Genomic DNA, 11,566 nt, shown 5'->3' on the forward strand with positions numbered 1-11,566 from the left:
CTCCTGTGCGCCCGCGCGATTCGAGAGGGCACCGGAGGGTGGGGACACCGCGAAGTCATGCCCGACGGCGGTGTCGTTTCCAGGGTATTCAGCCGTCGGCCCGCACAGGTCGAGAACAGGTCGAACCGGACGTACAGGACTGTTGACGGGTGGTGTTCCGCTCGGCGAGTCCCCGGGAGACGCGCCGAACCCGCCCCGGGTGAGCAGGGGAAGTAACGTGAGCGGTTATGACAGCTGTTGCAGATCGTTCGCTCGGACCGGAACTCGTACGCACCGTGGGCATCGGGCAGGCCGACGTCCTCGTCATCGGCCTCACCTCGACGGATGACGGGCCGGTGATCGCGCCCGCCGACGCCTTCGAGGATGTGCTGGACGGCGAGACCCGGGCGGCGCTGCTGACTGCGCTGCAGGCGGTCGGGGCCAAGGGGAAGGGCGAGGAGGTCACGCGGGTGCCGGCTCCGGCCGGGCTGGGCGTGGATTATGTGCTGGCGGTCGGGCTCGGGGCCGAGGACAAGCTCGACGCCGAGCAGGTGCGCAAGTCGGCCGGTGCGGCCGGTCGGGCGCTGACCGGGGTCGCGACCGCGGTCACCACACTGTCGGGGCTGGACCTCGGCGCGGCGGCCGAGGGCTTCTACCTGGGCGCGTACCAGTTCACCACGTTCAAGTCCGCCAAGACCGCACCCAAGGACGACGATCAGCCGGTCAAGCGTGTCGAATTCCTGGTTCCCGAACCGGGATTCGGGGAAGAGGCGCTGTTCCGGGCGCAGGCCGTGGCCGAAGCCGTCGCCACCGCGCGGGATTTCGTGAACACCCCGCCCAATGACCTGTTCCCGGCCGAATTCGCCAACCGCGCAGCGGAATTGGCCAAGGCCGCGGGCCTGCAGGTGGAGATCCTGGACGAGAAGGAACTCGAATCCCAGGGCTACGGCGGCATTCTCGGCGTCGGCAAGGGCTCCTCGCGGCCGCCGCGACTGATCCGCATCACCTACGCGGGCGGCGACCCCAAGGTGGCGCTCATCGGCAAGGGCATCACCTTCGACACCGGCGGCATCTCCATCAAGCCCGCAGCGAACATGGAGAACATGACCTCCGACATGGGCGGCGCGGCGGCGGTCATCGCCACCACGCTGCTGGCTGCGCGACTGAGCCTGCCGCTCACGGTCATCGCCACCGTGCCCATGGCCGAGAACATGCCGTCGGCCACCGCGCAGCGGCCCGGTGACGTGCTCACCCAGTTCGGCGGGACCACCGTCGAGGTCATCAACACCGATGCCGAGGGCCGGCTCATCCTGGCCGACGCGCTCGTGCGCGCGGGCCAGGACGAGCCCGACTACGTCATCGACGTCGCCACCCTCACCGGTGCGCAGATGGTCGCGCTCGGCACCCGCACCCCGGGCGTCATGGGTACCGACCTCTTCCGCGACCGGGTGGCCCGCATCTCGCAGGCCGTCGGCGAGAACGCCTGGGCCATGCCGCTTCCCGCGGAACTGCGCGCCGACCTGAACTCCAAGATCGCCGACCTGCAGAACGTCGCGCCGCACCGCTGGGGCGGCATGCTGTCGGCCGGCCTGTTCCTCAAGGAGTTCGTCTCCGAGAGTGTGCAGTGGGCGCACCTGGATGTGGCCGGCCCCGCCTACAACACCGGCAGCCCGTTCGGCTACGTCGGCAAGGGCGGCACCGGCGTCCCGGTCCGCACGCTCATCGCGACCCTCGAGGACATCGCCGCCGAATAGCGAACAGCGGCAGTCGCACACGGACGCCCGCCCCGCTCGATGCGGGGCGGGCGTCGTCGTTCGGCGCGGCCGGACTCGCGCCGGACGTTCCGGGGCCTGGCGTCAGAAGTCCTGGACCGCGCGGCGTTCCAGGATGCGGCGGCGGGCCTCGTAGTCGCGCATGCGCTGGGGGTATCCGACTCGGCGGGCGTCGTAGACGGGGATGCTCAAGGTGGCGGACAGGCGTTGCGCGCCGCGCTCACCGACCGCGCGGCGGGTCCACGACCCGTCGTGGGCGACCAGGACAACCGAGACATCGGACACCGTCGTACGCGGCTCGACGAAAGCCTCCACGCCGTAATGGCTTCGGGTCCAGGCGGCGAGATGCGCCATCGCCTCGGGGTCGGCATCACCCCGGCGCGTGGTACCGCTGCGCCCGAACAGTTCCAGGAAACCCATCCCGGCTACCTCCTCTCCGGCCACGGAAACACCGCCGGATATTTCGATAGTGCCAGCTCCCGGACCGTTCGCCAGTCCCCCGGCCAACTCCTAAGCAGCCCCACAGAATCCGTTCAGGCCCAGCTCAGCCCAGTACCGCCCCCGCGCCCGGGGACGACCGCAGAAGCGCGATTCGGCGAGCCCGGTGGCGCACTCGGCAATTCAGGGCCGGTGCGGCGATGCCGCGGGCGGCCAGATCCATGCGCCGACACGAGAGGCGCGCGAACGGGTGCTCGCGCGCGCCGACGGCGCCCATCGACATTGCGGCGAGGCTGTCGGCATCCTGCACGCCCTCAACCGATTCACCACTCCCCGCGAATTCATCACTCCCGCGACGCAACCGCCGCTCCCCACGGATGCCCAGCCATCCGGTCGGCGGGCGGCGGTGGGTTCAGCTAGCTGTCGGCTATCCCGCTCAGTGCTGCCGCGACTCCCGGCCAGCGGCACCCCGGACAGAAGTGTCGCGCGCAAACGTGATACGTCTCATGCCATTCCCGCCAATTCACGCTCACGCCAGGGAGATCTCTTGCTCACGCGGGGGATCGCGACACTGAGAGGTCGGCGCAACGGCCGCCCTGTGACACGCCGCACCCGGGCGAGTGCAAGGATGGGTGATCGGAACAAGAACCAACACGGATCTCCGGTGCCACTGAGTGTTCGGTGGCCGTCGGGACGACACCGCGACCCGCGGTGCCAGGCTCGCGGAGAGACGAACTGTTTAACCCGACGAGCAGTCAGAGGAGTCAACGGACATGACCTTCTCCGTCCAGATGCCGGCTCTTGGTGAGAGCGTCACCGAGGGCACTGTAACCAGGTGGCTGAAGCAGGAAGGAGACACGGTCGAGGTCGACGAGCCGCTGCTCGAGGTCTCCACCGACAAGGTCGACACCGAGATCCCGTCCCCGGTCGCAGGCGTTCTCACGAAGATCGTCGCCCAGGAGGACGACGTGGTCGAGGTCGGCGGCGAGCTCGGCGTGATCGGTGAGGCCGGTTCCGCTCCGGCCCCGGCCGCCGCCCCGGCACCCGCCGCCCCTGCCCCGGCGCCCGCGCCGGCCCCCGCACCCACCCCGGCCCCGCAGCCGGTCGCCGCCGCTCCGGCGCCGGCCGCCGCCGCGCCCGCCCCGGCCGCTGCCGGGTCCGGCACCCCGGTCAAGATGCCCGAGCTCGGTGAGTCCGTCACCGAGGGAACCGTCACCCGCTGGCTGAAGCAGGTCGGCGACCAGGTCGCCGTGGACGAGCCGCTGCTCGAGGTCTCCACCGACAAGGTCGACACCGAGATCCCGTCCCCGGTTGCCGGCACCCTGCTGGAGATCTCCGCGCAGGAGGACGACGTGATCGCCGTCGGCGGTCAGCTGGGCGTCATCGGCAGCGGTGCCGTCGCCGCCGCACCGGCTCCGGCCCCCGCGCCTGCCCCGGCTCCCGCACCCGCCCCCGCTCCGGCTCCGGCCGCTGCGGCCCCCGCGCCCGCCCCGGCCCCCGCACCGGCTCCGGCTCCCAAGCCCGCTCCGGTTCCCGCCGCGGCCACCCCGGCCGAGGAGCCCTCCACCAACGGCGGCCCCTACGTGACCCCGTTGGTGCGAAAGCTGGCCGCGGAGAACGACGTTGACCTCGCGACCCTCACCGGTTCCGGTGTCGGTGGCCGCATCCGCAAGCAGGATGTGCTCGCCGCCGCGGAGGCCAAGAAGGCTCCGGCCCCCGCCGCTGCCGCCGCGCCCGCCGCCGCTGCTCCGGTCGCCCCGGCCGCTGCCGCGCCCGCGCCGCGTCCGTCGCTGTCGCACCTGACCGGCACGGTCCAGAAGGCCAGCCGTATCCGGCAGATCACCGCGACCAGGACCGTGGAGGCGCTGCAGACCACCGCGCAGCTCACCCAGGTGCACGAGGTCGACATGACCAAGATCGCCGCCCTGCGCAGCCGCGCCAAGGCCGCGTTCAAGCAGCGTGAGGGCGTGAACATCACGTTCCTGCCGTTCTACGCCAAGGCCGTCATCGAGGCGCTGGCCGTGCACCCGAACGTGAACGCGTCGTACAACTCCGACACCAAGGAGATCACCTACCACTCGGTGGTCAACCTGGGTATCGCGGTCGACACCGAGCAGGGCCTGCTCTCGCCGGTCATCCACAACGCCAACGACCTGTCGCTGGCCGGACTGGCGCGTGCCATCGCCGATATCGCCAACCGTGCGCGCACCGGTGGCCTGAAGCCGGACGAGCTGGCCAACGGCACCTTCACCATCACCAACATCGGTTCGCAGGGCGCCCTGTTCGACACCCCGATCCTGGTGCCGCCGCAGGCCGCCATGCTGGGCACCGGCGCGATCGTCAAGCGCCCCATGGTGATCAGCGACGACGGCAGCGAGTTCATCGGCATCCGCTCGATGGCCTACCTGCCGCTCACCTACGATCACCGTCTCATCGACGGCGCCGACGCGGGTCGCTTCCTGACCACCGTCAAGCACCGGCTGGAAGAGGCCGCGTTCGAGGGTGACCTCGGGATCTGATGCCGGATACGGGCGGCAGGATTGATCGGATGAAGGTCGTGATCGCCGGTTCGTCCGGACTGATCGGGACGGCACTCGTCGCGGCGCTGCGCCGCGACGGGCACGAGGTCACCCGCCTCGTGCGCCGTCCCGTGCACGCCCGCGACGAATTCACCTGGGACCCCGTCCGTTCCAATCTGGACGAACGTGCGCTGCGCGGCGCCGACGCCGTGGTGAACCTCTGCGGCGCGGGCATCGGGCAGCGGCGCTGGACCGGCAGCTACAAACAGGAGCTGCGCGACAGCCGCATCGTCCCCACCGACGTGCTGGCCGCCGCGGTCGCCGCCGCGGGAGTGCCGACGCTGGTCAACGCCAGCGGCGTGCACTACTACGGCGGCGATCTCGGCGACCGCGTCGTCACCGAGAGTTCCCCCGCCGGAACGGGTTTCCTGGCCGGCCTGTGCGCCGACTGGGAGGCCGCCACCGAACACGCCGCCGACGCCGGCGTGCGCACGGTACTGCTGCGCTCGGCGGTGGTGCTGGCCCGGCACGGCGGCATGCTCGGAATGCTGTATCCCCTCTACTTCCTCGGCCTCGGCGGGCGGCTGGGCAGCGGCCGCCAGTACGTGCCGTGGATCTCCCTGGACGACGAGGTCGGCGCGATCATCTACGCGCTCACCCACGAAACCCTTTCCGGCCCGGTCAATATGGTCGGTCCCGCACCGGTCACCAATGCGGAGTTCACGCGCGCGCTGGGCCGCGTCATGCACCGGCCGACGCCCCTGATGGTGCCCGCGTTCGCGCTGCGGCTGGCCGTGGGCGAGTTCGCCGAAGAGGCAATCCTGCACGGCCCCAGGGCGATTCCCACCGCCCTCGAGGACGCCGGATATCCCTTCCAGCACCCCTCCATCGGCGCGGCGCTGTCCGCGACGCTCGGCCAGTCCGGCTGATCCGGCCCGTTGCGGTGGGCGCGGCGCACGTCACAGCGGGCCCGTCGATACCGTGTGGAATGTGACCAATCATCTGTCCGAGCTGCTGGTGCGGGATGCGCGCGAGAGCGATCTCCCCGAGATCCTGGTGATCCACAACAACGCCATCGCCGAGACCACCGCCATCTGGGATACCGAACTCGCCGACCTGGACGAGCGCAAGGCCTGGTTCGCGGCGCGGACCGGAGCCGGACATCCGGTGCTGGTGGCCGAGATCGACGGCAAGGTCGCGGGGTACGCCAGCTACGGGCAGTTCCGGCCGAAGTCCGGCTACCGGTTCTCCGTCGAGAACTCGGTGTACGTGTCAGATATATTCCAGCGGCGCGGAGTGGCCACGACGCTCATGCGCGAGCTGCTGGTCCGGGCGAGCCGGGGCGGCGTGCACACCATGATCGCGGCGATCGAATCGAGTAACCGCACGTCGATCGCGCTGCACGAGAAATTCGGCTTCACCATCGTCGGTCAGATGCCGCAAGTCGGGCACAAATTCGGGCGCTGGATGGACTTGACGCTGATGCAGCGCATCGTCGACGAAGGGGTAACGTCGCAATCGTGAGTGAGAGTACCGCCACCGCACCGTTACCCAGTGCGGTCTCGGCCCGCTTCGACGGCACACCCCTCGTCGTCGAGAATCTGGGCCTCATCGATTACCAGCAAGCCTGGGAGCTGCAGCGGTCGATCGCCGCCGAACGCGCCGATGGCATCGGGCAGGATCGGCTGCTCCTGCTGGAACACCCCTTCGTCTACACCGCCGGCCGCCGCACCGAGCCGCAGGACCTGCCCATGGACGGCAGCCCGGTCATCGAGGTCGACCGCGGCGGGAAGATCACCTGGCACGGCCCCGGGCAACTGGTTGGCTATCCCATTGTGCGACTGGCAGAACCGGTCGATGTGGTCGCCTATGTGCGCCGGCTCGAGGAAGCCCTCATCACCGTCTGCGCGCAGCTCGGGCTGGAAACCGGCCGGGTGGAAGGCCGTTCGGGTGTGTGGGCGCCCGCGAGCGAGTTCCTGCCCGAGCGCAAGGTCGCGGCCATCGGCGTGCGCGTCCAGCGCGGGGTCACCCTGCACGGCATTTCGCTGAACTGCGATTCCAGCCTCGACGCCTTCGATGCCATCGTGCCGTGCGGAATTCGCGATGCCGGCGTCACCACGCTGAGCCGCGAACTCGGCCGCGAGGTGACGGTCGACGAGGTGCGGCCGCTGGTCGCCGACGCCATCGCTCGCGCCCTCGACGGCACGCTGAAGGTGACCGACCACAACATTTCCCGCTGCGCGAAGGCCGCGGCCGAGTGCCCCGAACCACTGCCGGCAGCGACGACCGATCAGCTCCCGGTGGTGGCCGGAACCGTGCCCGCCAAGGCCGAATGATCATGAGCGTAGGGTGGACAAAGTGACTTCCGTCGATACCACGACACCGAACGACCCGGCCGCACCCAATGGCCGCAAGCTGCTTCGCATCGAGGCGCGCAACGCCGAGACCCCGATCGAGCGCAAGCCCTCGTGGATCCGCACCCGCGCCACCATGGGCCCCGAGTACACCGAACTCAAGGGTCTGGTGAAACGCGAAGGGCTGCACACGGTTTGCGAGGAAGCCGGGTGTCCCAACATCTTCGAGTGCTGGGAGGACCGCGAGGCCACCTTCCTCATCGGCGGTGAGCAGTGCACCCGTCGCTGCGACTTCTGCCAGATCGACACCGGCAAGCCCGCCGCCCTGGACCGCGACGAGCCGCGGCGCGTGGCCGAGTCGGTGCAGGCCATGGGGCTGCGCTACTCGACCGTCACCGGTGTCGCGCGCGACGACCTCTCCGACGGCGGCTCCTGGCTGTACGCCGAGACCGTGCGCGCCATCAAGCGGCTCAACCCGCACACCGGCGTCGAACTGCTGATCCCGGACTTCAATGCCGTGCCCGACCAGCTGGCCGAGGTCTTCGAGTCCCGTCCGGAGGTGCTCGCGCACAACCTGGAGACGGTGCCGCGCATCTTCAAGCGCATCCGGCCGGCCTTCCGCTACGAGCGGTCGCTGGCGGTCATCACCGCCGCGCGCGAGGCCGGTCTGGTCACCAAGTCCAACCTCATCCTGGGCATGGGCGAGACCCCCGAGGAAGTCACCCAGGGCCTGCGCGACCTGCACGAGGCGGGCTGCGACATCATCACCATCACCCAGTACCTGCGGCCCTCCCCGCGCCACCACCCCGTCGACCGCTGGGTCAAGCCGGAAGAGTTCGTGGAGCACTCCAAGGCCGCCGAGGCCATGGGCTTCGCCGGAGTGATGGCGGGACCGCTGGTCCGCTCTTCCTACCGAGCTGGTCGCCTCTACGCCCAGGCGATGCGCCACCACGGCCGCGAGATCTCCCCGGAGATGCGGCACCTGGCGGAGGAAGGTTCGGCCGCCCAGGAAGCGACCAGCGTGCTGGCTCGATTCGGTTCCGCAGGGGCATAAGCGGATCCGCCCGCCGACTGGGGCGAATCAGGCAAATTCGACGTAGGCCCGGATAAAATATCCGAGCCTACGTCGTATTTGATGCCGCCGAAATGTCGGCTACCGAAGTTCCTGGGCTGAGATGACTCCATTCGGGTGGGGCGTCGCTACCACGGCGCTCCATCCTCCCCGTCACCACTTTCGTGACAGGTCGAAAGTAGGACACCCTGCTGATCAGCGCGGCGGCGTGTCGACTCAGGTGAACGCCGGGTATCGGCGCGCCATACAAACCGGATCGGTCGATTCGTGGACGCGCACCCGGCGCTGGTGGGAAGCTCGAAGGACCGCATTGATCGACCCCGGGAGCGAGCCATGGTCGAGCGAACGACGACGTCGCAAGGTGTCAACGGCAGGGTGGTCGTGGCCGAGAGGCCGGCCGATATACGGAATGTGGTGCTGGTAGGGCACAGCGGGTCCGGGAAGACCACGCTGGTGGAGGCGCTCGCCGTGGCGGCGGGGGCGGTGCCCCGGGCCGGGCGGGTCGAGGACGGCACCTCCGTCTCGGACTACGACGATATCGAGCAGCGACAACACCGGTCCGTGCAACTGTCGGTGGTGCCGATGGGCTGGGACCACGTCAAGGTCAACCTCTTGGACACCCCCGGCTACGCGGACTTCGTCGGGGAACTCAGGGCCGGTCTGCGAGCGGCGGACGCGGCCCTTTTCGTACTCTCCGCAGCCGTGGGCGTGGAGGGCGTGAGCGGGGCGACGCTGGCACTGTGGGAGGAGTGCGCGCGCGTCGGCATGCCCCGCGCCATCGTGCTCACCCATCTGGACACCGCGCGCGCGGACTTCGAGGACATGACCGAGACCTGCCGCGAGATTCTGGGCGGCGGGCGGGCGGAAAGCATTCTGCCGCTGCATCTTCCGGTGTACGGGCCCAAGGGCGCCGACGGGCACCGGCCGGTGACCGGGCTGATCGAACTGCTCACCCAGCACGTCTACGACTACGCCACCGGCGAACGCCTCGAAACGCCCGCCTCCGAGGAGCAGCGGGAGCAGTTGGAGGAGGCGCGCAACCGGCTCATCGAGGGCATCATCGCCGAGAGCGAGGACGAGACCCTCATGGACCGCTACATCGGCGGCGAGGAGATCGACCTGGCCACGCTGGTCGCGGACCTCGAAAAGGCGGTGGCGCGCGGCAGTTTCCATCCGGTGCTGATCGCCGCACCGCCGCCGGAGGGCGCGCGGCAGGGGCTCGGAACGGTGGAGATCCTGGATCTGATCACGCGCGGATTCCCCACGCCCGCCGAACATCCCGTGTCGGCGACCGGATCCGGTGGCAAGGCCGCCGCGCTGGCCTGCGATCCCGCCGCACCGCTGGCCGCCGAGGTGATCCGTACCGCCTCCGATCCCTATGTGGGCCGGTTGTCGCTGGTGCGGGTGTTCTCGGGCACACTGCACGCCGACGACACCGTGCACGTGTGCGGGCACGGACAGGGCGACAACGGTGATCACGATGCCGACGAACGCGTCGGCGGGGTGTCCGCGCCGTTCGGGAAGCAGCAGCGGCCGCTGCCGCAGGCCATCGCCGGCGACATCGTGTGCGTGAGCAAGCTGTCGCACGCCGAGACCGGGGATACGTTGTCCGCCAAGGATTACCCGCTCATCATCGAGCCGTGGTCCATGCCCGATCCGCTGCTGCCGGTGGCAGTGAAGGCGCACAGCAAGGCCGACGAGGACAAGCTCTCGCAGGGCCTGTCCCGGCTGGTCGCCGAGGATCCGACGGTGCGGCTGGAACAGAACCCCGACACCCATCAGCTGGTGCTGTGGGTTCTGGGCGAGGCGCATCGCGATGTGGCGCTGGAACGGCTGCGGTCCCGGTTCGGGGTGCATGTGGATGTCATCGACCACCGGGTGGCGCTGCGCGAGACCTTCGCCACCCAGGCGTCCGGGCGCGGGCGACATGTGAAGCAGTCCGGCGGGCACGGGCAGTACGCCATCTGCGAGATCGAGGTGGCGCCGCTCCCTGAGGGGTCCGGGATCGAGTTCGTGGACAAGGTGGTGGGCGGAGTCGTTCCGCGCCAGTTCATCCAGTCGGTCGAGAAGGGCGTGCGCGCCCAGGCCGCGCGCGGTGTGGCGGCCGGATATCCACTCGTGGATGTGCGAGTGACGCTGTTCGACGGGAAGGCGCACTCGGTCGACTCCTCGGACGCGGCCTTCCAGATGGCCGGGGCGCTGGCCCTGCGGGAGGCGGCCGGAGCGGCGCGCATCAACCTGCTGGAGCCGATATCCGAAGTGCACGTGGTCGTTTCGGACGACTACGTGGGACCGGTGCTGGTCGATCTGTCCAGCCGTCGCGGCCGGGTGCTGGGCACCGAGCCGGTCGGGCTGGGGCGCACCGCGATTCGCGCCGAGGTGCCGGAACTCGAGCTCAGCCGCTACGCCGTGGACCTGCGTTCACTGGCGCACGGCGGGGCCACCTTCACCCGTGCCTACGCGCGGCATGAGGCCATGCCCACCCAGCTGGCGGAGTCGATGCGGGACAAGGCCGGGAGCAACGGCTGAGTCCGGCCGATCCGGCCGCCACCGATCCCACTGGGTGAGATGACGGCCGTCGCCGCGGTACCGAGCGCTCACCATCCCGATGATCCCGTCGCGAACCGGGCGCACCCGGCCATTAAGCTGGACGCCATGGCAGCAGGCAAGGGCGGTAATCCGTCGAAGGAAGCGAAGGCCGCGGCGAAGGCGGCGCGCAAACAGGCGTCGAAGGAGCGCCGCCAGCAACTCTGGCAGGCATTCCAGATGCAGCGCAAGGAAGACAAGCTGCTGCTGCCGCTGATGATCGGCGCCTTCGTCGGCGTGACCGTGCTGTTCCTGGTGATCGGCCTGATCTTCGGCCTGCAGTGGTTCCTGCTGCCGATCGGTCTGCTGCTGGGCGCGCTGGCCGCGTTCATCCTCTTCGGCCGCCGGGTCCAGAAGAACGTGTACGCCAAGGCCGAGGGCCAGGCCGGCGCGGCCGCCTGGGTGCTGGACAACCTGCAGGGCAAGTGGCGGGTCTCCCCCGGCGTCGCCGCCACCACCCAGCTCGACGCCGTGCACCGCGTGGTCGGCCTGCCCGGTGTCATCCTGGTCGCCGAGGGTTCGCCGCAGCGCGTGAAATCGCTGCTCGCGCAGGAGAAGAAGAAGGTCTCCCGCCTGGTCGGCGACACCCCGATCTACGACGTGGTGATCGGCAACGAGCAGGACCAGGTGCCGCTGAAGGAACTGCAGCGCTACCTGACCAAGCTCCCCCGCAATATCGACACCAAGCGCATGGACCTCATCGAGGGCCGGCTGTCCGCGCTGGCCACCCGCGGCGGCCCGGCCCTCCCCAAGGGCCCGCTGCCGAGCGGCGCCAAGATGCGCGGCGTACAGCGCAGCATCCGCCGCCGCTGACCCACCGAAACCTCCGAGGCCCGCGTCCCCAGG

At 69.9% G+C, this 11,566-nt stretch carries 9 protein-coding genes; 8 read left to right on the forward strand and 1 reads right to left on the reverse strand.

Annotated elements, in window-relative coordinates; genetic code table 11:
• The first annotated feature begins 227 nt into the window (after window positions 1-227).
• The gene (locus ACQP1O_RS31955) at window positions 228-1,733 is read left to right on the forward strand and encodes a leucyl aminopeptidase (RefSeq protein ID WP_433562100.1); all 1,506 of its coding nucleotides are present in this window, start codon (window positions 228-230) and stop codon (window positions 1,731-1,733) included.
• A 102-nt stretch (window positions 1,734-1,835) separates the two neighbouring features.
• On the opposite strand, the gene ACQP1O_RS31960 is transcribed toward ACQP1O_RS31955, so the two are convergent.
• Window positions 1,836-2,171: an oxidoreductase gene (locus ACQP1O_RS31960; RefSeq protein WP_433562101.1), complete on the reverse strand. Its 336-nt coding sequence runs from the start codon at window positions 2,169-2,171 to the stop codon at window positions 1,836-1,838.
• Between the two features lie 791 nt (window positions 2,172-2,962).
• Between ACQP1O_RS31960 and sucB the strand changes: the two genes are divergently transcribed.
• From sucB to ACQP1O_RS31995, 7 genes are all read left to right on the forward strand, one after another.
• Window positions 2,963-4,708: a 2-oxoglutarate dehydrogenase, E2 component, dihydrolipoamide succinyltransferase gene (sucB, locus tag ACQP1O_RS31965; RefSeq protein WP_433562102.1), complete on the forward strand. Its 1,746-nt coding sequence runs from the start codon at window positions 2,963-2,965 to the stop codon at window positions 4,706-4,708.
• Between the two features lie 29 nt (window positions 4,709-4,737).
• The gene (locus ACQP1O_RS31970; RefSeq protein WP_433562103.1) at window positions 4,738-5,637 is read left to right on the forward strand and encodes a TIGR01777 family oxidoreductase; all 900 of its coding nucleotides are present in this window, start codon (window positions 4,738-4,740) and stop codon (window positions 5,635-5,637) included.
• An 82-nt stretch (window positions 5,638-5,719) separates the two neighbouring features.
• Window positions 5,720-6,232, forward strand: a complete 513-nt coding sequence (locus tag ACQP1O_RS31975) for an N-acetyltransferase family protein (protein ID WP_433567864.1) — start codon at window positions 5,720-5,722, stop codon at window positions 6,230-6,232.
• Complete coding sequence (gene lipB / locus ACQP1O_RS31980; RefSeq protein WP_433562104.1) at window positions 6,229-7,044, forward strand: lipoyl(octanoyl) transferase LipB; 816 nt, start codon at window positions 6,229-6,231, stop codon at window positions 7,042-7,044. Before ACQP1O_RS31975 ends, lipB begins: the two co-directional genes overlap by 4 nt.
• 22 nt (window positions 7,045-7,066) lie before the next feature.
• Entirely contained in the window at window positions 7,067-8,116 is a 1,050-nt protein-coding gene (gene lipA / locus ACQP1O_RS31985; RefSeq protein WP_433562105.1) for a lipoyl synthase, read from the forward strand.
• Window positions 8,117-8,467: 351 nt separating this feature from the next.
• A complete protein-coding gene (locus ACQP1O_RS31990) occupies window positions 8,468-10,663 on the forward strand; it encodes an elongation factor G-like protein EF-G2 (protein ID WP_433562106.1) in 2,196 nt (731 codons plus the stop codon).
• 126 nt (window positions 10,664-10,789) lie between these two features.
• Window positions 10,790-11,533 carry a DUF4191 domain-containing protein gene (locus ACQP1O_RS31995; RefSeq protein WP_433562107.1) on the forward strand — a complete coding sequence of 248 codons (744 nt, stop codon included), beginning with the start codon at window positions 10,790-10,792 and terminating at the stop codon, window positions 11,531-11,533.
• Window positions 11,534-11,566: the final 33 nt, after the last annotated feature.

The organism is Nocardia sp. CA-151230 (assembly GCF_050942175.1).
GTDB lineage: Bacteria > Actinomycetota > Actinomycetes > Mycobacteriales > Mycobacteriaceae > Nocardia.

Bases quoted from the DNA above. Each gene is read 5' to 3' on its own strand.
- ACQP1O_RS31955 (WP_433562100.1), top strand. From the start codon at position 228: ATGACAGCTGTTGCAGATCGTTCGCTCGGACCGGAACTCGTACGCACC.
- ACQP1O_RS31960 (WP_433562101.1), bottom strand. From the start codon at position 2,171: ATGGGTTTCCTGGAACTGTTCGGGCGCAGCGGTACCACGCGCCGGGGT.
- sucB (WP_433562102.1), top strand. From the start codon at position 2,963: ATGACCTTCTCCGTCCAGATGCCGGCTCTTGGTGAGAGCGTCACCGAG.
- ACQP1O_RS31970 (WP_433562103.1), top strand. From the start codon at position 4,738: ATGAAGGTCGTGATCGCCGGTTCGTCCGGACTGATCGGGACGGCACTC.
- ACQP1O_RS31990 (WP_433562106.1), top strand. From the start codon at position 8,468: ATGGTCGAGCGAACGACGACGTCGCAAGGTGTCAACGGCAGGGTGGTC.
- ACQP1O_RS31995 (WP_433562107.1), top strand. From the start codon at position 10,790: ATGGCAGCAGGCAAGGGCGGTAATCCGTCGAAGGAAGCGAAGGCCGCG.